This window comes from Azospirillum lipoferum, assembly GCF_024170005.1.
Classification (GTDB): Bacteria; Pseudomonadota; Alphaproteobacteria; order Azospirillales; family Azospirillaceae; genus Azospirillum; species Azospirillum lipoferum.
This window is the reverse complement of the sequence record NZ_JALJXJ010000014.1, coordinates 162,711-186,553: the sequence shown is the minus strand read 5'-3', so window position 1 is coordinate 186,553 and position 23,843 is coordinate 162,711. Positions and strand designations below refer to the sequence as shown.

The 23,843-nt window shown below is 69.0% G+C and carries 18 protein-coding genes; 9 read left to right on the top strand and 9 right to left on the bottom strand.

All coding sequences use genetic code 11. The annotated features are described in order from the left end of the window. Positions 1–10 precede the first annotated feature (10 nt). Complete coding sequence (locus tag J2848_RS27645; RefSeq protein ID WP_149229641.1) at positions 11–742, top strand: LytTR family DNA-binding domain-containing protein; 732 nt, start codon at positions 11–13, stop codon at positions 740–742. Here J2848_RS27645 and J2848_RS27640 read toward each other — a convergent pair. Beyond that, positions 731–2,203: a tetratricopeptide repeat protein gene (locus J2848_RS27640; RefSeq protein ID WP_149229642.1), complete on the bottom strand. Its 1,473-nt coding sequence runs from the start codon at positions 2,201–2,203 to the stop codon at positions 731–733. The two genes, J2848_RS27645 and J2848_RS27640, sit on opposite strands and share 12 nt — an antisense overlap. A gap of 237 nt (positions 2,204–2,440) precedes the next feature. On the opposite strand from J2848_RS27640, the gene cowN reads away from it, so the two are divergent. After that, positions 2,441–2,737, top strand: coding sequence for a N(2)-fixation sustaining protein CowN (gene cowN, locus J2848_RS27635; RefSeq protein WP_149229643.1), 297 nt, complete (start codon positions 2,441–2,443; stop codon positions 2,735–2,737). Positions 2,738–2,741: 4 nt separating this feature from the next. Here cowN and J2848_RS27630 read toward each other — a convergent pair whose 3' ends face one another. Next, a complete protein-coding gene (locus J2848_RS27630) occupies positions 2,742–4,118 on the bottom strand; it encodes a PQQ-dependent sugar dehydrogenase (RefSeq protein ID WP_149229644.1) in 1,377 nt (458 codons plus the stop codon). A 303-nt stretch (positions 4,119–4,421) separates the two neighbouring features. Between J2848_RS27630 and J2848_RS27625 the strand changes: the two genes are divergently transcribed. From J2848_RS27625 to J2848_RS27600, 6 genes are all read left to right on the top strand, one after another. Then, entirely contained in the window at positions 4,422–8,309 is a 3,888-nt protein-coding gene (locus J2848_RS27625) for a response regulator (RefSeq protein ID WP_149229645.1), read from the top strand. Between the two features lie 8 nt (positions 8,310–8,317). Continuing rightward, the gene (locus J2848_RS27620) at positions 8,318–9,235 is read left to right on the top strand and encodes a diguanylate cyclase domain-containing protein (protein WP_149229646.1); all 918 of its coding nucleotides are present in this window, start codon (positions 8,318–8,320) and stop codon (positions 9,233–9,235) included. Positions 9,236–9,252: 17 nt separating this feature from the next. Further along, entirely contained in the window at positions 9,253–10,419 is a 1,167-nt protein-coding gene (locus J2848_RS27615) for a molybdopterin-binding protein (RefSeq protein WP_246193636.1), read from the top strand. A 24-nt stretch (positions 10,420–10,443) separates the two neighbouring features. After that, positions 10,444–12,420, top strand: coding sequence for a molybdopterin biosynthesis protein (locus J2848_RS27610; RefSeq protein WP_149229648.1), 1,977 nt, complete (start codon positions 10,444–10,446; stop codon positions 12,418–12,420). Positions 12,421–12,673: 253 nt separating this feature from the next. Next, positions 12,674–13,249, top strand: a complete 576-nt coding sequence (locus J2848_RS27605) for a sigma-70 family RNA polymerase sigma factor (RefSeq protein ID WP_149229649.1) — start codon at positions 12,674–12,676, stop codon at positions 13,247–13,249. A gap of 10 nt (positions 13,250–13,259) precedes the next feature. Next, positions 13,260–13,934 carry a ChrR family anti-sigma-E factor gene (locus tag J2848_RS27600; RefSeq protein WP_246193638.1) on the top strand — a complete coding sequence of 225 codons (675 nt, stop codon included), beginning with the start codon at positions 13,260–13,262 and terminating at the stop codon, positions 13,932–13,934. Between the two features lie 70 nt (positions 13,935–14,004). Here the strand turns inward: J2848_RS27600 and J2848_RS27595 are convergent, their stop codons facing one another. From J2848_RS27595 to J2848_RS27575, 5 genes are all read right to left on the bottom strand, one after another. Beyond that, on the bottom strand, positions 14,005–14,472 hold the full coding sequence (locus J2848_RS27595; protein ID WP_109443161.1) for a preQ0 transporter: 468 nt from the start codon (positions 14,470–14,472) through the stop codon (positions 14,005–14,007). Positions 14,473–14,633: 161 nt separating this feature from the next. Further along, positions 14,634–15,395: a DeoR/GlpR family DNA-binding transcription regulator gene (locus J2848_RS27590; protein WP_149229651.1), complete on the bottom strand. Its 762-nt coding sequence runs from the start codon at positions 15,393–15,395 to the stop codon at positions 14,634–14,636. A 3-nt stretch (positions 15,396–15,398) separates the two neighbouring features. Further along, positions 15,399–17,087 carry an ABC transporter permease subunit gene (locus J2848_RS27585; protein ID WP_149229652.1) on the bottom strand — a complete coding sequence of 563 codons (1,689 nt, stop codon included), beginning with the start codon at positions 17,085–17,087 and terminating at the stop codon, positions 15,399–15,401. Beyond that, entirely contained in the window at positions 17,084–18,091 is a 1,008-nt protein-coding gene (locus J2848_RS27580) for an ABC transporter ATP-binding protein (protein WP_149229653.1), read from the bottom strand. The genes J2848_RS27585 and J2848_RS27580 overlap by 4 nt, the downstream gene beginning before the upstream one ends. A 117-nt stretch (positions 18,092–18,208) precedes the next feature. Then, positions 18,209–19,243, bottom strand: coding sequence for an ABC transporter substrate-binding protein (locus tag J2848_RS27575; protein ID WP_211103048.1), 1,035 nt, complete (start codon positions 19,241–19,243; stop codon positions 18,209–18,211). A gap of 175 nt (positions 19,244–19,418) precedes the next feature. On the opposite strand from J2848_RS27575, the gene hisN reads away from it, so the two are divergent. Continuing rightward, positions 19,419–20,237: a histidinol-phosphatase gene (gene hisN, locus J2848_RS27570; RefSeq protein ID WP_149229654.1), complete on the top strand. Its 819-nt coding sequence runs from the start codon at positions 19,419–19,421 to the stop codon at positions 20,235–20,237. 82 nt (positions 20,238–20,319) lie between these two features. On the opposite strand, the gene cimA is transcribed toward hisN, so the two are convergent. Together cimA and J2848_RS27560 are read right to left on the bottom strand one after the other, a co-directional pair. Next, complete coding sequence (cimA, locus tag J2848_RS27565; protein WP_149229655.1) at positions 20,320–21,921, bottom strand: citramalate synthase; 1,602 nt, start codon at positions 21,919–21,921, stop codon at positions 20,320–20,322. Positions 21,922–22,088: 167 nt separating this feature from the next. Further along, a complete protein-coding gene (locus J2848_RS27560) occupies positions 22,089–23,765 on the bottom strand; it encodes a methyl-accepting chemotaxis protein (RefSeq protein ID WP_149229656.1) in 1,677 nt (558 codons plus the stop codon). Positions 23,766–23,843: the final 78 nt, after the last annotated feature.

The window sequence follows — 23,843 nt, the reverse complement described above, 5'->3', positions numbered from 1 at the left end:
GTGGGCGTCCATGGACTATGCTTTGCAGAACATGGATGTCGGCCTGGTGCTGCTGGACAGCGCGCGGCGGGTGCTGGCCCTGAACCCGGCGGCGGTGCGGCTGCTGGGCGAGCGCGCAGCCGGGCTGGTCGGCGCCTATCTGCACGACCTCCATCCGCCCTCCCACCGCGCCAAGGTGGAGCTGCTGCTGGCCGCAGCCGGCGATCCCGCCGCCCCGGCCTCGGCCAGTTCGATGATGGTGGCGTTGCCCGGCCGGGTGCTGGTGGTGAAGGCGACGGCGCTGGCGCCCGCAACCGCGGCGGGGGAGGGGAGCGCGGTTACCGCCCTGATGCTGATGGAGGTGGCGCGGCCGGCAGCAGCCGACGCGCAAATCCTTCCATCACAGGTTCCGGCGTCGCAGACGCCTGAGCCGCTGGTCAAGCTGCCGGTGGAGAAGGGCCAGGGGATCGTGCTGCTCGACCCGTCGGATGCCGTCTATCTCCAGGCCGACGGTCATTACACCACGGTCCACACCGCCGACGGCGCCTTCTTCTGCGGCCTTCCCCTGTCGGAATTGGAGGCGCGGCTCGACGCCCGGTCCTTCGTGCGCACCCACCGCGGCTACATCGTCAATCTGCGCCATGCCCGCGCGGTGGAGCGGCAGGACGGCCGCGCCGCCTTCGTCATGGCCGCTCCCGGCGCTCCCCGCGTGCCGCTCAGCCGCAACCGGGCCGATGCGCTGAAGAAGCGCCTAGCGCTGTAGCCGCTGCTCGGCCTGCCGCGCCAGAGCCGGCCAGTCGCGACCGGGCGAGGCCCAGTTCGCTTCGCCATGGGTGGCGTGTCCCGGCAGCGGGCAGGCCAGGAAGCGGCCTGCCGCCCCCAGCGTGTAGTGCAGACAATAGTCGATGGACCGCCGTTCGATGCGGAACCGGTCCCAGACGGCGCTGTCCGCGCGCAGGGTCGACAGGCGGCAGGCCCAGGTCATGGTGGTGCTGGCGGTGAATTTCCAATGGCTGAGCGGGCGGCGCAGCACGCAGGTTTCCTCGCCGCCGGCCGCGATCACCCCATGGAGGCTGGTGGCGGCGGGGTCGGCGTACTTGTCGGCATGGTCGTACAGCGTCACGTAATCGGCGATCTGCAACCCCTCCGCCAGCATGGCGCGGGCGCCGGGCAGATGCAGATAGTCATCCTCCAGGAAATAGACGATGGCATCCTGGCTCACCGGGTCGGCCAGTGCCAGCGCCTTGGCATGGAGGAAGGAGCCGTGATGGCCCAGGGCCGTGCGCCGGATGACGCCAGTGCCGAGACAGCCGGCCTGCGCCAGCATCGCCTCCACCCGCTCCACCGTATCGTCCCGGCAATTGTCGGCGATCAGCCGCAACTCCTCGGCGGCCGGCCGGAAGACGTCGAGGAAGTTGGCGAGACAGGCGAAGGGGCCGGCGATCTTCTCCTTGGGATTCCCGCGGTCGCTCAGCCGGTAGAAGACTCGCAGCCGGTCGGGGACAGGCGGAAAGAGTCGCCGGTCGTGCTGCCGCCAGCGCGTGTGTCCGCTTTCGGCCTGTCGGCGGTGGAGTGCCAGCGCCAGATCGCAGAAGCCGTCCTCATGGTCCGGCTCGACCGTAAGCAGTCGGGTCAGCCAGTCCACCGCCTCCGCTGCCGGGCCATGGCGCAGGGTCGCGACGCCGAGATTGCGCAAGGCGTCGGCATTGCCAGGGGCGAGTGCCAGACCGTTGCCGAAGGCCCGCAGGGCCGTGGGGCCGTCCTCCTGCTGCAAGGCCTGCGCACCGAAATCGGCATGCAGGTCGGAGCGCAGCGGATACCGGGCGGCGGCTTCGCGAAAGGCATCGACTGTGCCCGTCCGGTCGCCGGCCTGCTGGCAGGCAGCTGCCAGACGGCGCCAGGGCATAGGATCGGCCGGGGTCAGCAGGGCGGTACGGCGCAGCCAGACCAAAGCGGCCCCGCCATCGCCGTAAGCCTTCAGCATGGCGGCGAGGTTGGCGGCATATTCAGCGCGGGCGGGATCGCAGGCGCAGGCATTGCGTTGGCGCGCGATCGCATCCGCCGCGCCGTCTGTTCCCTGCTGGAAGCGAATGATGGCGGAGAGCTGCCAGGCGTCGCCATTGTCCGGCCGCCCGCCAAGGATCAAGGCACAGACGTCGAAGGCTTCCTGCCGGCGCCCCTCGCGGAAGAGACCGGCCGCCGCCGCTAAGTCATGAACCGCCATATCCCATCCCGATCGCCCGCCGGTTGTACCCGTGGCGCGAGAGTGGTCCGCGGACCGTGAGCGGTCAAGTCTCGGCGACAGTTCCGTTCATGCAGCGATCCCGCCATTCGCGCAGGCCGGATACCGCTGGTGCAGCGCGGCTTGATCGAAGGGGTTCCGGTGGGGAAGCATCGGCGCGATCTTTCCCAACCCTGGCACCCGGCCACCCCTGGCAACCGGCAAGAGGAAACCGCCTCCGTGGACAGCATCGACTCGCCCGACCGCTATGTCTCGTTCAAGGGAATCGACTGCGAGGGCAACAGCCGCCGCATCATCGAGCGCCTGTACATGCACATCGACGATCCCGCCAAGACCAACGCCTTCTGGGAGCGGTTCCGCGCCAAGCTGGCGGTCGCCGAGGATCCGCTGAAGCGGCAGGCCGACGGGCTGTGCCTGCTCTGCGCCAACATCTATTACATCGCAGACCTGTTCGAGGAGCATGACGACGAGGACGGGCTGGCGATGCTGCGCCAGCTGGAGGACGAATGCTGCTGAACCCTCACGGCTTGGCTGCAGGCTCCTTCTCCGTCTCCTTGTCCGCGGCGGCGTAGGCGACGCGCCAGACGGTGCCGGAGGCGTCCTCGGCGATCAGCAGGGCGCCGTCGGCGGTCACCGCCAGTCCGCTCGGCCGGCCCCAGACCTTCGGGGTCTCGTCGCCCTCCGCCGCACTCCCCGTTGCGGTCCCGGCGGGGCCGGTGACGCGGAAGCCGGTGACGAAGGTCTCGTAGGTACCGGTCGGCTTGCTCTTGTCGAAGGGGCCGGTGTCGAAGGGCACGAAGGCGATGGCGTAGCCGGTCGGGCGCGAGCGGTTCCAGGACCCGTGAAGCGAGACGAAGGCCCCCATGCGGTAGCGCTCCGGGAAATGGGTGGCGTCGCCGAAGACCAGCCCGATCGGCGCCGAATGGGCCTGGAACAGCAGCCCCGGCACCAGCGCCGCCTTCACCAGATCGGGCCGCCGCCCGGCAAGGTCCGGCTGCGGGTGGTCGCCGATGTAGGAGTAGGGCCAGCCATAGAAGCCGCCCGGCTTCACCGCTGTCAGGAAATCGGGAACCAGCTGGTCGCCCAGCCCGTCGCGCTCGTTCACCACGGCATAGAGGTCGCCGGTGCCGGGCTTGAAGGCGAGGCCGACGGCGTTGCGCAGGCCCGCGGCATAGGTGCGCTGGCCGCCGCCGTCGATGCGGAATTCCTGGATGGTGGCGCGCGGTTCCGCCTCCACCCCGATGTTTCCCTCCGATCCGATGCCGACATAGAAATGCCGGCCGTCCGGCGCCACCGCGATGGAGCGCGTGGCATGGCCGCCGCGCTTGCCGAAGGCGCCCTCCGGCGTCAGCCGCCGCCGCTCCCCCGCCTGGACGGTCCCGGCGGTCCAGGGCAGCCGCCATACCCCGGCCAGATCGCCGACCAGCACCGCCCCGTCCTGGAAGGCAAGGCCGAAGGGATGGTCGAAGCCCTCGGCCCAGACCTGCGCCATCTCCGCCCGGCCATCTCCGTCGGCATCGCGCAGCAGGGTCAGGGTGCCCGGCCGCTGCTGCGCCACCAGCACGTCGCCGTTGGGCAGGACCAGCAGGTTGCGCGCATTCTCCACATGGTCGCGGAACAGAGTCACCGTGAAACCTCGGGGCGCGCGCAGGGGCTGGTCGCCGGGGCGCGGCACCAGCACCGCCTCGTTGGCGACGGCGGGGGTGGCGTAGGGCTTCGGCAAGGTCTCGATCCTGACATGGACCTCGGCGCCGACCGTCTGCATCGGATCGGAGCGCACCGGCCCGGTCAGCGCCGCCTGGGCCAGGGCCAACTGAGACAGGGCGGGGCCGGAGGCCAGAGCGAGCAGGCCGGCAAGCAGGAGAGGCTTGAGCGGGAGGGGGCGGCGGTCGGCCATCGGACGGGCGCTTTCACGGGCGGGGGCGAGGGATGCGGGTAGGGACCGGGCATGACAAAAATCGGACGTGAATATGGGGACGATGCCTCAGCCGGGGTACAAAGGCAGGCGGTGCAAGGGGGGCTGTACCGGAGGGGTTCCCCGCAAGTGCCGGGTGTCGCCAACGTCATCGTTGCGCACATCAAGTTGCTTGCGGTTGCAGCCGGCGCGAGACCATACTCCGACCGATCTAGGCGGAAGGACCGGCGGGTGTCGCCGGTTGACGGCGCTGGTTGATGGCGGCAGTGCGGCGACAACTCGGCAATGATGGACAGACACCCGATCGATGCAGCGGTCCTGACGCTTTCGCCCGTGCGCACCCGTCTGTTGCTGGCCGGGGCCTTCGCGTTGATCGCGCTGCTCGGCGCCGGGTTCTGGGGCTATGTCGTCTGGGCCGACCGGGAAGAGACACTGCGCCACAGCCGGGAGCAGGCCCAGTCCACCGCCCGCCTGTTGCAGGAGCATGTGCGGCGAACGGTTGCGACCGCGGACCTCGCCATCAACCGGACACAGGATCTCATCCGCCATTATGGCCTGCCCGGGCTGGACACCAACCGGGAGGCCTGGATCACCATCCGCGACATGGTGGAAGGCCTGCCGGAGATCGCGGCGCTGTGGATCGACGGTCGGGCCGGCGATGCAGTGCTGACCAGCCGGCAGTTTCCGACGCCCCGGGTCACCGCCGCGGACCGCAGCTTTTTCAAGGCGCATCTCGACGGCACCGAATTCCATGTCGGCGAGCGCATTACCGGCAGGGTCACGGGGACGGAATTCTTCACCGTCAGCCGCTCGATCACACAGGAAGGCCGCTTCCAGGGGGTCGTCCACACCAACGTCGATTTCGAATTTTACCGCCAGCTTTACGAGAGCCTGGACCTCGGTCCCGGATCGGCCATCGCGCTCTACCGTACCGACGGCAAGCCAGTGTTGCGCTTTCCCGACAGCGAGCCGCTGGATGGCCCTGACGGGAAGGTCGTGCTGCGCCATGCGGCGGAGGCCGCGGCCGAGACCTTCGAGACAGATGGGCCTGTGCCGGGCGACAGGCGCATCCTGTCCTACCAGCGGGTACCGACCCTGCCGCTGGTCGTCTTCGTCGCCCTGTCGGAGCGGACGGAACTGGCCCCCTGGCGGGAACGCACGATCCGCGGCAGCATCCTGGTCGGTCTGGCGGTGCTGACCTGCGCCGGGCTGGCCTATGCCGCGCTGCGCAGCCTGGAGCGCGAGGTTGCCGGCCGCCGCCGGTTGGCCGACACCAACGCTGAACTCGATACCAAGAAGCGCGAACTGGAAACTGCCAACGAGGCGTTCGCCAGCGCCAACCGCCGGCTGAACCTGATCCTGCATTCGGCTTCCGACAGCATCTGCGGCGTCGATCGCGATGGGCTGATCACCTTCGCCAACCCTGCCACCTCGGCGCTGACCGGCTATTCCAACGAGCAGCTGCTGGGCGGCAACCTGCATGCGCTGATCCATTCCCGCCGGGCCGACGGCAGCCATTTCCCGGCGCTGGAATGCCCGGTGACCGAGGTGCTGCTGAGCGGAGAGAGCCGGCGCGGACTCGAGGACACCTACTGGACCAGGGCGGGCACGCCGTTTCTGGTCGAATACACCGCGTCGCCCATGCTGGCCGACGGCAAGGTGGAAGGCGCGGTGGTGGTCTTCCACGAGATCGCCGAACGTAAGCGGGCGGAGGCGGCGATGCAGCGCGCCCGGCTGGCGGCGGAGGCGGCGAGCCGGGCCAAGAGCGAATTCCTGGCCAACATGAGCCACGAGATCCGCACCCCGATGAACGCGATTCTCGGGCTGATCCATCTGCTGCAGCAGACGGACCTGACCGACCGTCAGGCGGATTATGTGCAGAAGGTGCGGGTGTCGGCGCAGTCGCTGCTCGGCATCCTGAACGACATCCTCGACTTCTCCAAGGTGGAGGCCGGCAAGCTGGAGCTGGAGCGGGCCGATTTCCGGCTGGACGATCTGTTGCAGACTCTGGCGGTGATTATCGGATCGGCCGCGCAGGAGAAGGACATCGACGTCCTGTTCTCCGTGGCGCCGGACGTGCCGCTGGATCTGATCGGCGATCCGCTGCGCCTGCAGCAGATCCTGATCAATCTGGCCGGCAATGCCATCAAGTTCACCGAGTCCGGCGAGGTGGTGGTGTCGGTCGGGGTGCGGTCGCTGAGCGACGGGAACGCCGTGCTGGACTTCGCCGTGCGCGACACCGGCATCGGCATTGCGCCGGAACAGCGCGACCGGATTTTCCAGGCCTTCAGCCAGGGCGACAGCTCCACCACCCGGCGGTTCGGCGGCACCGGGCTGGGACTGGCGATCTGCGCCCGGCTCGTCCGGCTGATGAACGGCACCATGGATGTGGAGAGCGAACCGGGCAAGGGTAGCGTCTTCCGCTTCCAGGCGGAGTTCGGCCGCCGTCCCGCCGAAACCGGCAGGCAGACCGGCAGGGGAACGGGCATTGCCGCCCTCGGCGGGCCGGGTTCCCAACCGCGGCCGGTTCCGCGCGACCTGACGGTGCTGGTGGTCGACGACAACGCCACCGCGCGCGAGGTGCTGAGTGCGATCGCCACCGCCTTCGGCTGGACCGTCACCGCCTGCGCCGATGGCCGGAGCGCCATCGCCGAGCTGGAGCGTGCCGCTGCCGGCGGCCATGGCTACGACGTGGTGCTGATGGACTGGAAGATGCCGGGGATGGATGGCATCGAGGCGGCGCGCCGCATCCGTGCAGACGTCCATGCCGGCACCCCGATGATCATCGTCATCAGCGGCTATGGTCGTGAGCGGATGGGCGCCCGCTTCGAGGAGGCCGGAATATCCGGTTTCCTGGTAAAGCCGGTCACCGCCTCCACCCTGCTCGACGCCGTCACCGTCGCCTATGTGCAGAACGGGCTTGGCGTGGCAGGCTATGGGCAATCCGGTCCGGATGCCGGCGTGCATCCTCTTCCGTTTCCGGTTCCGGCACCATCCCGCGGCGGGCTGAGCGGGCCAGCCTGGGATGCCAGCCGGGCCCTGCATGGCCGCCGGCTGCTGCTGGCCGACGACAACGCCATCAGCCGGCAGGTGGCGTGCGAAATCCTGGAGCGGGCCGGCGCGTCGGTCACCGCGGCATCGACGGGACGGGAGGCGGTGGAGAGCGTGCGCATGGCCGAGCGGCCGTTCGACGCCGTGCTGCTGGACGTGCAGATGCCGGACATGGACGGCTTCGCCGCGACTGCGGCGATCCGTGCGTTGCCGGGCGGGCGGCAGCTGCCGATCCTCGCCATGACTGCAAGCGCCCTGCCGGAGGATCGGCAACGCTGCCTCGACAATGGAATGGACGCCCATGTGCCCAAACCGCTTGATCTGCCGCAGCTGTTCGCCACGCTGGCCCGCTGGATCGGGCCGCCGCTGGTGGCGGTCCGCCCCTGCGCGCCCTGCGGTGCCGGCCCCATCCCGCCGCGGGGCGAAGCCATGTTGACGGCTGCCGCCGCTCCGCCGGTGCCGCTGAGCCGGCCGGCCGGTCTTCTGCCCGACAGGTTGCCGGGCATCGACCTTGTCGACGCGCTCAACCGGTTGGACGGCGACGCCGGACTGTTCCGTCGCTTCATCGGCCAGTTTGCTGCAAGCTATGGCAACATCGTCGAGCGGATCGCCGCCGCGTTGGACGGCGACGATCTGGCGACCGCGAAGTCCATCGCCCATGAGCTGAAAAGCGTTGCCGGCAATGTCGGGGCGCGCCGCCTGTCGGTCGCCGCAGACGCGGTGCAGATTGCCGCCCATCGCCAGGATATCGCGGCTGCGGCGGCCGAGGTTCCGGTGCTGCGCGCCGAGTTGGCTCTGGTGCTGGAGGGCGCCCGGATGCTCCAGATGTCGTCCGACCGGACGATGGAGGGAAAGGCGGTGGAACCTGCGGCATCCGGCCCCTCGGCGGAGAATCGGGCGGTGCTGGCCGATCGCCTGCCGCATTTCGCGACTTTGTTGCAGGAGAGTAACTTCGCAGCGGCGGAAGAGTTCGCTATGCTGGCGCCGTTGCTGACGGACTGGATCGAGCCTTCCACGATGAAGGGACTGTCCACCGCCATCGATGGTCTGGACTTCACCAAGGCGCTTGGGATCGTGCAGCGGATCGCACGCGACCTCGGCCTTTCGTTACCAACGGTCTGAACGCGCCCATGGCCGACCTCCGCCCGAAAATCCTGGTGGTGGACGATATCCCGTCCAACGTCCATGTACTGAGCCGCGTCCTGAAGGACGATTACGACATCTATTTCGCCACCGACGGCGAAAAGGCGCTGGATCTGGTCCAGGCGCGGATGCCCGACCTTGTCCTGCTGGACATCATGATGCCGGGGATGGACGGGTTCGAGGTGTGCCGCCGCATCAAGTGCGACCCCGCCACCCACGACATCCCCGTCATCTTCATCTCCGCCAAGAGCGAGGTGGAGGACGAGACCCGCGGGCTGGAGGTCGGTGCCATCGACTTCATCACCAAGCCGATCAGCCCGCCCATCGTGAAGGCGCGCGTGCGCAACCACCTGCTGCTGAAACGGCAGACCGATCTGCTGCGCAGCCTGTCCTTCCTGGACGGGCTGACCGGCATCGCCAACCGCCGCCGCTTCGACGAGACGATGGTGCGCGAATGGCGGCGCTGCGCCCGCTCGCACCTGCCGCTGTCGCTCATCATCCTCGATGTCGATCATTTCAAGGCCTACAACGACCAGTACGGCCATCAGGCCGGCGACGAATGCCTGCGTCTGGTGGCCGAGGTGTTGTCGGATCACGCGCGGCGGCCGAGCGACCTCGTCGCCCGCTATGGCGGGGAGGAGTTCGTCTGCCTTCTGCCGGAAACCGACGGTCCCGGCGCCACCCGCGTCGCGGAAGGCTTCCGGACCGCCGTCGCCGGACGCCGCATCCCGCACGCCCAGTCTCCGGTCGCCCCCCACGTCACCATCAGCCTTGGCGTCGCCACCCTGATCCCGTCGCCCGAGGGCACCCCCGAACAGTTGGCGGAGATGGCCGACCAGCTGCTCTACCGCGCCAAGCGCAGCGGCCGGAACCGCGTGCAGGACGCCACGGTACCGGCGCTGTGACCGCGCGGGAGGCCGCTTTGCCTTTCCACGACGTCCGCGGCCGCGGCTTCTCCCGCCGGTCGCCGCTGACCGATGGCTGGGAGTGGATCGACAACCGGGTCGTCGCACCCGCTGCAAGGGTCCTGCCCCTGGCTGACTGTGCCGGGCTGCGGCTGGCCGATGCGATCACGGCAGTCGGTGACTGGCCGCCAGCCGACCGCGCAGCACTGGACGGCTATGCCGTGGCGGCGGCCGACACACTGGGCGCCGGCTCCTACAATCCAGTCCCCTTGACTGCGGCGGTGGCAGTGAGCGTCGGTGACGCGCTGCCGCCGGGCTGCGACGCGGTGATCCCCTATGAGGCGGCACAGGCCGTCGGCCCCTTCATCGAAGCCATCGACGCGGTGGCGCCCGGCAGCGGCGTGGAGCGGCGGGCTGCCTGGGCCGCAGGCGGAAGTCCGCTGCTGCCGGCCGGACGGCGCCTGCGCCCCGCCGATCTTGGCCTGCTCGCCAGCGGCGGGCATCACAGCGTGCCTGTGCTGCCGGCGCCGCGGGTGCGCATCCTGCTGGCCGGGGGGGCAAAAGCCGGGGCGCCGGAACAGCTCGGTGCCATGCTGGCGGCGCTGGTCGGGCGCGACGGCGGTGTGGTCGGAGCGGTCGGGAATTTGCCGGCCAACCTCGACGCCTTGGCCGAAGCCTATGTCCTGCCGGGCGCCGATCTGATCCTGTCGGCCGGCCGCACCGGCACCGGACCGGACGATGTGGCCCCGCCTGCCCTAGCGCGGGCCGGCAGCCTCGACCTGCACGGCATCGCCATGCGGCCGGGCGGCAGCGCCGGGCTGGGCCGTGCCGGCGGCACCCCGGTCCTGCTGCTGCCGGGCGAACCGATGGCGGCGCTGGCGGCTTACGAGCTGCTGGCCGGCCGTGCGGTGCGGCGTGCTGCCGGCTTGCCGGCCGATCTGCCCCATGCGACGGTCCAGGCGGTGACGGCGCGCAAGCTGGTGTCGGAAATCGGTTGCCTAGACCTGCACCGGGTCCGGATGGATGAGGAAGGCCGGCTGGAGCCGGTGGCCTCGCCCGGCTGGCCGGGGCTGGCGGCGGCGGCGCGGGCCGACGGCTTCGTCCTGATCGGGGCGGACAGCGAAGGCGTGCCGGACGGCGCGCCGATCACTATGTACAGCTTCACCAAGTACAGGTTCGCCTGATCTTATTCCGCAAGGGTTTGCCGCGTGCACAGCTCCGACCGCAGCCGTGAGGACATCCGCCGTTTCGTCGCCCAGGCCGCCCGCCAGGACCAGTTCCTGGAGGTGGTGAGCGGCGAGGAGGCGCGCGCCCGTTTCCACCGTCATCTCGACCTGTCCCCGCGGGGGGAGGAGCGGGTACCGCTGTCCGCCGCTCTCGGCCGTGTGCTGTCCGCCGACGTGGCGGCGGAAGTCGATGTGCCTGGCTTCGACCGCTCGGTGGTTGACGGTTTCGCGGTGCTGTCCGCCGACACGGTGGGTGCTGCGGAGGATCGCCCGGTCGCCCTGCGCCTGAACGACGAGGTGCTGGCCGCCGGCCATGCTCCCGAACTGACGGTGGAGCCTGGCACAGCCACGGTGATCGCCACCGGCGGCATGCTGCCCCGCGGCGCCGACGCCGTGGTGATGGTGGAGACGACCGAGGTGGTGGAGCGGCCGGACGGTCTGTCCGTCAGCCTGACCCGTCCGGCGACGCCCGGTGCCTTCATTGCCGCAGCAGGGTCCGACATCGGCCGGGGCGAGGTGGTGCTGCGCCGGGGACAGGCCCTGACCTCGCGAGAGATCGGCGTGCTCGCCGCCATCGGGTTGGCCGAGGTGCCGGTGGTCCGCCGGCCGCGCGTCGCCATCCTGTCCACCGGCGACGAGATCGTGGCGCCCGGCCAGCCGATCCGCACCGGGGCGGTTTATGACAGCAACGGCGCCATCCTGGCCGCCGCGGTTACCGAACTGGGTGGCGAACCGGTGCCGCTGGGCATCGCCCCGGACGAGGACGCGGCATTGGAGCGGCTGGTCGCCCGAGGACTGGAGTGCGACGCGCTGCTGCTGTCGGGCGGCACGTCGAAGGGAGCGGGTGACCGCTCCCACCGCATCGTCGCGCAACTGTCCGACCCCGGCATCGTCGCCCATGGCGTGGCGCTGAAGCCGGGCAAGCCGCTGTGCCTCGCGGTGACCGGCGGTAAGCCGGTGGTGATCCTGCCGGGTTTCCCGACCTCCGCCATGTTCACCTTCCACGGCTTCGTCGCCCCGGTGATCCGCGCCATGGCCGGCCTGCCGCCGGCGCTTGCCGAAGAGGTGCCGGCCACCCTGCCGGTGCGGCTGGGGTCGGAGCGCGGGCGCACCGAATATGTCATGGTCTCGCTGGTCCATGGTGCCAGCGAGGACCAACTGGCGGCCTATCCGCTGTCCAAGGGATCGGGCGCGGTCACCGCGTTCAGCCATGCCGACGGCTTCCTCGCCATCGACGCCCAGGCGGAGGCGGTGGAAGCCGGCACACCGGTATCGGTCCAGCTTCTCGGCCGTTCACTGACGCCCGCCGACCTGATCGTGGTCGGCAGCCAGTGCATCGGCCTGAACGCCGTGCTCGGCCGCCTGATCGGCGAGGGGATGACGGTCAAGGCGCTGAATGTCGGCTCGATGGGCGGGCTGGCGGCGGCGCGGCGCGGGGAGTGCGACCTCGCCCCCGTCCACCTGATGGATCCCGTCACCGGTACCTACAACACGCCCTTCCTGGCGCCGGGGCTGGAACTTGCCACCGGCTATCGCCGCATGCAGGGCATCGTCTTCCGACGCGGCGACCCGCGCTTCGAGGGCCGGACGGCGGCGGAGGCGGTCGCCGCGGTTGCCGGGTCGGCCGACTGCATCCTGATCAACCGCAACGCCGGCAGCGGCACCCGCATCCTGACCGACCGGCTGCTGGGGGCGGTGCGGCCGACCGGCTATTGGACACAGGCCAAGTCGCACAATGCCGTCGCCGTCGCGGTGGCGCAGAACCGCGCCGACTGGGGCGTCGCCATCGAAACCGCGGCCAACCTCTATGGGCTGGGCTTCCTGCCGTTGCAGGAGGAGCATTACGACTTCGTCATCCCCGCCGCCCGCCGCGACCGACCCGCCGTCCGTCGCTTCGTCGAGGCGCTGGAGACGCCGGAGGTGACGGAGGCCCTGCGTGCCATGGGCTTTATCAGATAGAGTCTGACCAAACTCTTCGGCAAATCCGAACAAAATGCCGCGGGGCGGGTTTTTTCGTGATCCAACGGTCGGGCGGTTGCGTATCGAAGGTCACGATGCGACATACAGTCCGGCGTGAGGGCAGTCCGGCGTGAAAGCTCGCGGGATGCAGGATTGACGCAGGGGCCTTGAAAATGGGCAGACTGCCGCGAATTCCGGGAATGGGTGCCATCCCTGGCTTGTGCGGCGGCCGATGTTCCCCTTGAATGGGCCTATGCAGGACCAGCACACCCCCGCGGCCGACATGAACCCCAGCCTGGAAGACCTGCTCGTCGCCGTCGGGCGCGAGCGGAACCGCCAAGCCTTCGGGGTGCTGTTCGGCCACTTCGCGCCGCGGCTGAAGACGTATCTGCGTCGGTTGGGATGCGATTCCGGTGCGGCGGAAGAGCTTGTTCAGGAGGTCATGCTGTTGGTCTGGCGTCGTGCCGAAACCTATGATCCGATCCACGCCTCGGCCGGAACCTGGGTGTTCACCATCGCCCGCAACAAGCGAATCGATGTGTTGCGCCGCGAACAGCGGCCGGAGATCGACCCCGACGATCCCGCCCTGGTGCCCGAACCGGAGGAGGCCGCCGACCGCCGGATCGAGGCGAAGGAAAGCAGTGGGCGCCTGCGCGCCGCATTGAAGGATCTGCCGCCGGAGCAGGCCGAACTTCTGCGTATGGCTTACTTCGAGGACAAGCCGCACAGCGTCATTTCCGCGGAGCACGGCATCCCGCTCGGCACCGTCAAATCGCGCCTGCGTCTGGCGATGGAACGCCTGCGCCGGTCGCTGAAGGATGTCGGATGAGGCATTTCCGATGAACCGGCCGAGTCACCACCCCGGCGACACCCTGCTGATCGATTATGCCGGCGGCGCCCTGTGCGAGGGCGCGTCGCTGGCCGTCGCCACTCACATGGCCTTCTGCCCGGCCTGCCGCCATGCGGTGACGGAGATGGAGGCGATCGGCGGCGCCCTGCTCGACGATCTGGAGCCGGAACCGCTGTCCGCCGGCTGCCTGGAAGCGTTGATGGCCCGCCTGGACCATGAACGGCCGGCGCCTTGCCGTCCCGCTTTGAGGCCGTCGGCGGAGCGGTCGCGCTATCCGGAACCCTTGCGCAGCTATCTGCGCGGACGGCTGGACCGTGACGGGCGGATCGGAGAGGGCGGCTGGCGGTTCCTGCAACCGGGCATGCGCAGCCTGGATCTGCTGTCCGGTCCGGAGGGGACCACCCGGCTGATCCGCATGAAGGGCGGGGTCGGCGTGCCGAAGCACACCCATGGCGGCATCGAACTGACCGTGGTGCTGGAGGGCGGCTTCTCCGACGAGTTCGGCGCCTTCCTGCCCGGCGACATCGCCATCGGCGACCCGTCGCTGGTCCATCGCCCGGTGTCCGACCCGGAAGGCTGCCTGTGCCTCGCCACCACCATTGGCGGGCTGCGGATGACCGGACCGCTGGGGCGGCTGTTCAACCGGTTCGTGAAGAGGTTCTGAGGGTGCGCGCCGCCCTCCCCCTCGGCGGCCTGACCGGGGAGGGAGAGGGCAGCGGAACCTGGGGCTTGCTTTAAGCCGCGACTGCCATCCGCCCGTCGCGCGCGCGCATCAGCAGCCAGACCGCCGAGACGCCCAGCAGCTTCGAGGCGAAGCTGGCGGCCCAGACGGCGGGGTCCCAGACGTCCAGCATGCCGAAGAAGATGGCGGTGTCGACCGGCACGGACAGGGCGGCGCTGATCCACAGCCGGTCGCGGAGCGGACGGCGGGTGATGGTGAAGACTGCCCAGTCGATCATCTCCGACACGGCGAAGGCGACGACGCTGGCGGTGGCGACGAAGGGATCGGTCAGCAGATAGGACAGCACGGTGCCGCCCAGCATGGCGGCGAGCGCCCAATGGCCGAAGCGCACCTGCACCATGTCGCGCAGGATGAAGATCAGGCCGGCCCAGCAGGACCAGACCAGATCCAGGTGCGGATACAGGCTGAAGGCGAAGTTGATGGCAAGAATGCTGCCGATATAGGCGGCGAGCCAGAGCATGGTGATGATCCTCCGAGAGCGGACCCGCGGCAATACGGGCGCTGATGACCGGAGCCGGCCCCGCGTGAATGCGAGCGCCCCGAGAAACCGCTCTAGCTAACAGAACATCGCCATGGTGGGAAGATGCCGCATTCGCCCGTCCGTTCGGCCGGTAACGCCGTTCAACCGAAGATGACATCCGGCACCGCCGCGGCCAGGGCGGCCAGTTCCGGCAACTCGCGGGACCGGCCGTCGGTGACCAGCGTGTCGATGCCGCCGACCGGGCAGAAGCTGACCCGGCTGGTCTGGCCGATCTTGCTGTGGTCGGCCAGGATCACCGCGCGGCCGGCGTTGCCGACCATGGCGCGGGCCACCTCCGCCTCGCGCGGGTCGAAGCTGGTGGCGCCGTAGCGCGGGTGCAGCGCCACCGGCGACAGCAGCGCCATGTCGGCACGGTAGCGGTGGATTTCGGCGATGGTGCCTTCGCCGAAGGTCGCGGGGATCCCCTCGTCCACCCGGCCGCCGAGCAGAACCGCCCGGCTGCGGTTCTGGTTGGCGACGATCTGCGCCACGTCGAAGGAGTTGGTGATCACGGTCAGGCCGGGCAGGCTCGCCAGTTCCTCGGCCAGGGCCGACACCGTGCTGCCGAAATCGAGGAACAGGGTCTGGCCCGGCGCGACCAGACGGGCCGCCGCCTTGGCGATGGCCCGCTTTTCCTTCTGGCGGACCTGGCTGCGCACGGCGATGGGCGGTTCCGGCTCCGGACCCAGGGCGACGACCCCGCCATGGACGCGGCGCAACTCGCCGCGCGCTTCCAGCTCCATGATGTCGCGCCGCACCGTCTCGCGCGACACGCCGAGATCCCCGGCGATCCGGTCGGTGGAGATCCGGTGCGCCGCCGCCAGAAGGGCGCGGATCCGCTGGTGGCGTTCCTCCTGGAGCATCGGTCAGGCCGCCTTCCGCCGGCCGGCGAGCGCCAGGGCGCCGCGCATGGCCAGCGCCGCCGCCGCCACGGCCGCCATGATGCAGGTGGAGAAGGCCGCCGCCTGCGACACGAACCCCGCCTCGTCCAGCCGCATCACCGTCACCGCGGCGAGGTTGGTGGAGGGCGAGACAAGGAAGATGATCGCCGACAGCGTGACCATGGAGCGCATGAACAGGAAGAAGAAGACCGACAGCAGGGTGGGGATCATCACCGGCACCACCACGTCGCCCAGCACCCGCAGGACGCCGCCGCCCAGGCAGCCCGCTGCTTCCTCCAGCGCCGCCGGCACGGCGCGCATTCCGGTGACCATCGTGAGGAAGCCCTGCGTGTGGTAGTGGTAGAAATTGCACAGCGCCAGCAGAAGCGCCGTTCCATACAGCATGTGCAGCGGCGTTCCCGCAAGGTTGAAGGCGAAGATGTAGGACAGGCCCAGCACCAGCCCCGGCACGCCGACCGGCAGCACGGCCAGCAGATAGACCGCCTTCGCTAGTCCGGGCGGCATCCGCCGCAGGCCGAGCACCAGGGCGAACAGCAGCACGGTGCCGATCCCCGCCGTCGCCGCCGACACGCCGAGCGAGGTCCACAGCGGATCGTAACCGCCGCTGAGCGTGATCGAATAATGTTTCGTGGTGAAGTCGAGCCGGTAGGGCCAGAGCCGGACGACGCTGGCGAAGACCACCGTCGCCACCACCGCAGTGATCGACAGGGCCAGCGTCATGGTGACGAGGAACAGCGGGATGTCGCGCATCGGCAGGCGGTCGGGGACCGGCGGCAGCGCGCTTTCCGAGGCGGTGCCGAACTGGCGCTGGGCGGCGACCCGCTCGATGTAGACGGCGATGCCGGTGGGCAGCAGCAGCAGGATGCCCACCGCGGCGCCGATGCCGAATTTCATCTGGCCGGTGACCTGATTGTAGATCTCGGTCGCCAGCACGGAGAAATCGCCGCCGATGGTCACGGCATTGCCGAAGTCGGTGATGGTCACGGTGAAGACCACGAAGCCGGCGCTGAGCAGGCCGAACCTGACGTTGGGCAGAGTGATGCCGAGGAATTGCTGCAGCCGCGTCGCCCCCATCACCTCCGCCGCGTCGTAATAGCGGGCGTCCGACTGGCGCAGCGCCGCCTGGATGATCAGCACCGCCTGCGGCAGCGCGTAGAGCACGTTGGCGATCAGCAGCCCCGGAAAGCCGTAGATGTTCAGCCGGATGCCCAGCAGGTTGCTGACCAGCCCGTTGCGTCCCAGCAGGAAGATCAGGCCGAGGCCGAGCACCAGCGAGGGCGCCAGCAGCGGCAGCGACAGGGCCGCCGCGACGAAACGTTTGCCGGAAACGCGCGTGCGCTGCGCCGCATAGGCGACCGCGAAGCCCAGCACGAGGCAGACCGCTGTTGTCGCCGTGCCGACCAGCAGGCTGTTGCCGGTCGCGCGCAGGATGCCCGGCGTGCGGAACAAGGCCAGGTAATTGGCGACGCCGATGCCGCCGGCCTCTTCGGTGAAACTGCGCCAGACGATGGTGGCCAGCGGCAGCAGGAAGAACAGGACCAGCGCCACCACCGGCACCAGCACGCAGGCGCCGAACAGCAATCGTTCGTCCAAAGGGCGGCTGGCGCGGCGGGGGCGGGCCTTGTCCGTCAGGGTCAGGGACGGGGCCGTCATGCCCGCACCCAGGCGCAGGCGTCGGCCGCCACCGAGACATCGACCGCCGCACCCGGCTCCACCCCCGGATCCCGGTTGGTTTCGGCCAGCAGTTCCCGGCCCCGCCAGGACAGGCGCAGCCGGCGGATGTTGCCGAGGAAGGTCAGGTCGATTACCCGCCCTTCGGCATCCGGTGCGGGGGTGACGGCGATCCGTTCCGGCCGCACGCAGGCCTCGAAGGCGCTTTCCGCGCCGTCCGGGCGGCCGGGCATCAGGTGGGGCATCGTCTCGCGCACCCAGGCCGTCGGCAGCAGGTTGCTGCTGCCCATGAAGTCGGCGACGAAGCGGGTGCGCGGGCGCAGATACAGGTCCTGCGGCGTGCCCACCTGCTCGATCAGGCCGTGGTTCATGCAGACCACCTTGTCGGCCAGCGTCAGCGCCTCCTCCTGGTCGTGGGTGACCATGATGGTGGGAATGCCGAGCCGGCGCTGCACGTCGCGGATCTCCGTCCGCAGGTCGGCGCGCACGCGGGCGTCCAGTGCCGACAGTGGCTCGTCCAGCAGGATCAGCGACGGATCGACGGCCAGCGCGCGGGCGAGCGCCACCCGCTGCTGCTGTCCGCCGGACAGTTGCCACGGGTAGCGGTCGGCGACCTTCGGCAGCTTGATGAGGTCGAGAAGCTCGCCGACCCGCGCCGCGATGCGGTCGCGCGGCGCCTTGCGGATTTTCAGGCCGTAGCCGATGTTCTGCGCCACCGTCATGTTGGGGAACAGTGAATAGGACTGGAAGACGATGCCGAAGCCACGGTCGCGTGCCGGGATGGCGCCCAGGTCCCGTCCGCCCATCAGCAGCTCGCCGGCGTCATAGGGCATCAGCCCGGCGATGATGCGCAGCAGGGTCGTCTTGCCGCAACCGCTCGGCCCCAGCAGGCAGACGAATTCCCGTTCCTCCACGTTCAGGGTGATGCGGTCGAGAGCGACGAAGCCGTCGAAGGTCTTCAGGAGATTCTTGATCTGCAAATCCATGGCGCGGCCATCTGGAACGGGAAAGGGAGAGGGGCGGGACGCGGGGAAAAAAAAGGCGCCGGTGCCCCCGCATCCCGACGGAAAGGCCGGAAGCGGGGGACGCGGACGCCGCCGGCCTTACCGGCCGATGCTGCCCTGCCAGGTCTGGAGGATGGCGTCGCGTTCCGTCGCGGATTTGGCGAAGTCCATCGGGTAGAGCACCTTCTGGAGATCGGCCGGCAGGCCGGCCTCCTGAGCCGCCTTGGCGACCGGGGCGCCGGGGATCGTCACGATCTCCTTGTATTTGGTGTAGAGCGTCGCGGCTGCCGGCGACAGGGTCCAGTCGAGGAAGCGCTTGGCGTCGGTCTTGTTCTTCGAGGTCTTCATCAGGGCCGACGCCTCCAGCTCATAGCCGGCGCCGTCGGTCGGAATGACCATCTTGATCGGGAAGCCCTCCTCCACCGACTTGATGGCGGCGAAGGCGAGAGAGGTGCCGATGGCGTATTCGCCCGAGCGGGCCGACTTGCAGGGTTTGGAGCCGGACTTGATGTATTGGGCGACGTTTCCGTCGAGCGTCTTCAGGAACTGCCAGCCCTTCTCGTTGCCCTGGCCTTGCAGGATCGCGGCGATCTGGAGGTAGCCGGTGCCCGACGACACCGGGTTCGGCATCACCACCTCGCCCTTGTAGACCGGGTTGGCGAGGTCCTTCCAGGAGGCGGGAACCGGCAGGTTCTTCGCCTTCAGCAGTTCGGTGTTGACGCAGAAGGCCGCCATGTAGCCGGTGGCGGCGAACCAGCGCCCGCCGGCATCCTTGTAGGCCGCCGGCAGCGCGTCCCCACCCTTGGCGGCATAGGGTTCCACCAGCGCCATCACCCGCGGATCCAGCATGTTGGTGACGGCCCAGCCCCAGATCACGTCATGCTGCGGATTGGCGGCCTCCGCCAGCATGCGGGCGCCGAGATCGCCGGTGGACAGGCGGAGCACCTTCAGGTCGATGTCCGGCAGATCCTTCTTCGCCGCCGCCACGTAATCGGCGATCTCATCCTCTTCCAGCGCCGTGTAGACCGTCACGCTTCCGGCCTGGGCCATGGCCGGCATCGCCGCCGCTGCGATCAGGAACGTCCCGGCCGCCAACGACTTCCCACAGAACTCGATCCCAGCAAATTCTACCATCGCCAATCCCCTCTGTTCCGGATGCCGTTCCCCGGCCGCTGGCCGGTGGCGAAGCTTTGTTCGCCGTGGATTTAAGTGGAAGTTTGCACTTCTGTGCGTTTGTGTCTACCATGATTGCACAGATGGCGTGCATTTACGCAGCAGCATAAAAACAAGGCATACGATGAGCCAGATCATGAGGGATCCGACGACCATGGCGGAGGGAAGGCTGGAACTGGCCGGATTCGCCGCCATCCTGGCGGACGAGGCGCGCGGACTGTCCCGCCGCTGGTTCCGTACCCCGGTCGCCATCGACACCAAACCGGACGACAGCCCGGTGACGGTCGCCGATCGCGAGGTGGAGACCGCCCTGCGCCGCCGCATCGCGGAACGCTTTCCGGACCACGGAATCTTCGGGGAGGAGCATGGGCGCGACCGGACGGAGTCGGAGATCGTCTGGGTGATCGATCCCATCGACGGCACGCGCAGCTTCATCAGTGGCTGGCCGGTCTACGGCACGCTGCTGGCGGTGTTGGAGCGGGGCGTGCCGGCGGTCGGGGTCATCGACATGCCGGTGCTGGGCGAGCGCTGGACGGGGCGGGCGGGCGCCCCGACGCTCTATACCGACGGTGGTGGGCAAGAGCAGTCCTGCCGCACCCGCGATTGCCGTCGGCTGGCGGATGCGACGGTCTACACGACCTCGCCCGATGCCTTCGACGAGGCGGGGCTGCGGGTGTTCGAAACGGTAAGCCGGCAGGCGCGGACACGGCGCTTCGGCGGCGACTGCTACATCTATGGGCTGGTGGCCTCCGGCCATATCGATCTCGTGATCGAAGCCGGGCTTCAGCCCTACGATTATCTGGCGATGCAGCCCGTGATCGAAGGGGCCGGCGGCGTCATCACCGATTGGGAGGGCAAACCCCTGACCATGGAATCGGATGGGCGCGTGGTGGCCGCCGCGACGGCCGACCTGCATGCCGAGACGATCGCCGCCATCGCGCGGGCAACGGCGTAAGCCGGTCTGGATGGGCCTGGAGAAGGGGACTGGGGGCTGCCGGCTCCCAGACCGGCCCTCAGACCGGCCCTCAGACCGGCCCTTACACCGGAGTCGCGTCGCTCTTCATCAGGGCGTAGGTGTAGCTGTCCACCAGCGCTTCCATCGAGGCTTCGATGATGTTGGTGGACACGCCCAGCGTCGACCATTCGGCACCGTCGGTCCGCGCGCTGCGGATCAGCACGCGCGGCATGGCGCCTGTGCCGTCCTTGGCCGCCAGGATGCGGACCCGGTAGTCGGACAGGCTGACCTTGGCGAGCGCCGGATAGGCCGGTTCCAGCGCCTTGCGCATGGCGACGTCGAGCGCATGCACCGGGCCGTTGCCATCGGCCACCTCCATCCGCACGGCGTCGCCGACGCGCACGCGCACCACCGCCTCCGATTCCACCACCAGCTTGCCGACCGCGTTGTAGCGGCGCTCGTCGGTGACGTGGAAGCGCAGCAGTTCGAAGAAGCGCGGCACCTCGCCCAGTTCGCGCCGGACCAGAAGCTCGAAGCTGGCCTCCGCGGTGTCGTAGGCGTAGCCGTCGCTGTCGCGCTGCTTCACCAGATCGAGCAGGCCGGCAAGGCGCTCGTCCTTCGCATCCACCGCCATGCCGATGTCGCGCAGCCGCACGATCAGGTTGGAGCGGCCGGCCTGGTCGGACATGACGATCTGGCGGCGGTTGCCGACGGCATCCGGGGTGACATGCTCGTAGGAGGACGGGTCCTTCTCCACCGCCGAGACATGCAGCCCGCCCTTGTGGGCGAAGGCGCTGGCGCCGACGTAAGGGGCGTGGCGGTTGGGCGCGCGGTTCAGCCGGTCGTCGAAGGCGCGGCTCAGCTGGGTCAGGAGATGCAGATCCTCGCGCCGGATGCCGGTCTCGTAGCCCATCTTCAGCATCAGCGTCGGGATCAGCGAGACGAGGTTGGCGTTGCCGCAGCGCTCGCCCAGCCCGTTGATGGTGCCCTGGACCATGCGCGCGCCAGCCCGCACCGCGGCCAGCGAATTGGCCACCGCATTCTCGGTGTCGTTGTGGCAGTGGATGCCCAGGCGATCGCCGGGGATGCCGTGCGTCTCCACCACCTCGCGGATGATGGCATCGACCTCGTGCGGCAGGGTGCCGCCGTTGGTGTCGCACAGCACGATCCAGCGCGCGCCGGCCTCGAACGCCGCCCTGATGCAGGACACGGCATAAGCCGGGTTGCGCTTGTAGCCGTCGAAGAAATGCTCCGCGTCGAACAGCGCCTCGCCCTTGGCGGCGTGCAGTGCTGCGATGCTGTCGCGGATCAGGTCGAGATTCTCCTCGCGCGGGATGTTCAACGCGACATCGACATGGAAGTCCCAGCTCTTGCCGACCATGCAGACCGCCTTGGCGCGCGACTGCGCCAGCGCCGTCAACTGCGGGTCGTTGGCGGCGCTGCGGCCGGGGCGGCGGGTCATGCCGAAGGCGGTGAAAATGGCGCGCGTCAGTTCCGGCGCCTCGGCGAAGAACTGGTCGTCGGTCGGGTTGGCGCCCGGCCAGCCGCCTTCGACATAGTCGATGCCCAGCCGGTCCAGATCCTTGGCAATCGCGATCTTGTCGGCGACCGAGAAATCCACATCCTGGGTCTGCGCCCCGTCGCGGAGCGTGGTGTCGTAGAGATAGATGCGCTCGCCCGTCATCGCCGCCTGACCTGTGGGACAAAGGGGTTGGCAGTGCTTTGCCACCCTGTGGAAAGCCGGGAGAATGGACGATGCGGCGCTTATCCTCAACCGTTTTGACAAGAAACTTGCGGAAAGCGGGGCTTTGCCGCAACGGAAGGGATTGGTGGCCGGAGTCGTGCCGCCGATCAGGCGGCCCGCACCTGCCGTATGAAACGCTCGACCTCCCCTGACAGCCGGTCGGCATCGTTCGACAGCGTCTGCGCAGCACCCAGCACGTCCTGGGCGGCGACACCGGTGTCGTCGGCCGCATGGCGCACCAACACGATGTTGGAGGAAATTTCCTCCGTCCCCACCGCAGCCTGCTGGACGTTGCGGGCGATCTCTCGCGCGGCCGCGTCCTGCTGTTCGATGGAGGCGGCGACGGAGGCGGCGATGCGGTTGATGTCGTCGATGGTCCGGCCGATCTCGGCGATGGCTTCCACCGCCTCGCCGGTGACCCCCTGCATGTTGCCGATCTGGCTGGCGATCTCCTCGGTCGCCCTGGCGGTCTGGGTGGCGAGGCTCTTCACCTCGCCGGCCACGACAGCGAAGCCTTTGCCCGCTTCGCCGGCCCGCGCCGCCTCGATGGTCGCATTGAGGGCCAGCAGGTTGGTCTGGCTGGCGATGGCGTTGATCAGTTGTACGACGTCGCCGATCGCCTTGGCGTGGTTGGCCAACTGGCGGATGGTGGCGTCGGTGCGGCCGGCCCGTTCGGCGGCATGGCGGGCGACGTCGGCGGTGTTGCCGACCTGCCGGGTGATCTCGCCGATGGAGGCGGCCATCTCCTCGGCCGAGGCGGCGACGGTCTGCACGTTGGCGGAGGTTTGCTCGCTGGCGCCCGCCGCCGCGGCGGCCTGGGTGCGGCTTTGTTCCGCCAGTCCCGACAGCGACTGCGCGTTGGCGGTCAGCCGTCCGGCGGCCGATCCCACCTGCGCGACCACGCCCTGCACCGCCAGCTCGAACCGATCGGCCAGTTCGGCCATCATGCGGCGTCGTTCGACCTCGACGGCTTTCTTCGCCTGCTCCTGCTCGGCCTCCATGCGCTGCTTGGCGATGGCATTGTCCTTGAAGACAGCGACGGCGCGGCCCATCTGGCCGATCTCGTCCCGGCGTCCGGCCGCCGCCACCGTGACCGACACGTCGCCCGCGGCCAAGCGATCCATCTCCTCGGTCATCTGCCGGAGCGGGGAGATGACACGACGAACCACGACTCCGATACCGGTGGCTAGCAGCACCGCCGCGATGGCCAGCAGAAGCCAGGACTGCCAGGTTTCCTGCAGATAGAGCTGCTGGGAATCCTTGAAGTCGTCGTCGGCGACCGTGACCTGAAGGTCGATCAAGGCGCTCACCTTATCGGTCACCGGATCGATGTTCCGATAGAGATCCTGGACGACGAAACGGTCGAGTGCCGCCTTGTCCTGGGCATCGAGAATCCGCAGCAGGGTTGCCACCGCGGCGTCGGCCCCGTCCATTGCCGAACGGGCCAGAGTCACCAACCTCGCCTCATTCGCGGTCAGGCTGGTGGCGGTATAGGCGGTCCAACGCTCCTGCACCGTCGCCTGGGCCTTGCGCAGCGAAGCGGCGCCGTCCGGCCAGGACAGTGCGCCTGACCTCAGCTTGTGGGACGTATCGACGATCAGGACGGCATAGGCATCAGAAATGATCTTGAGATCGCGCAAGGGCACGACGCGGTCCTCATAGACCGATTTCATCCGCTCATTCGCCGACCGCAGGGCCGTCATGGAGTTCAGGGCTTCGAGCCCGAGCATGCCTCCCAGAATGACGAGAGCCCCGATCAAGGTGGCCCGCAGGGTTATCGTCATTCGCCGTCTCCGTTTCCGCTGTCACTGAATCGTCACATCTTCAGTGACTATGCGGTTATGCCCAAGAGAGCGGCAATC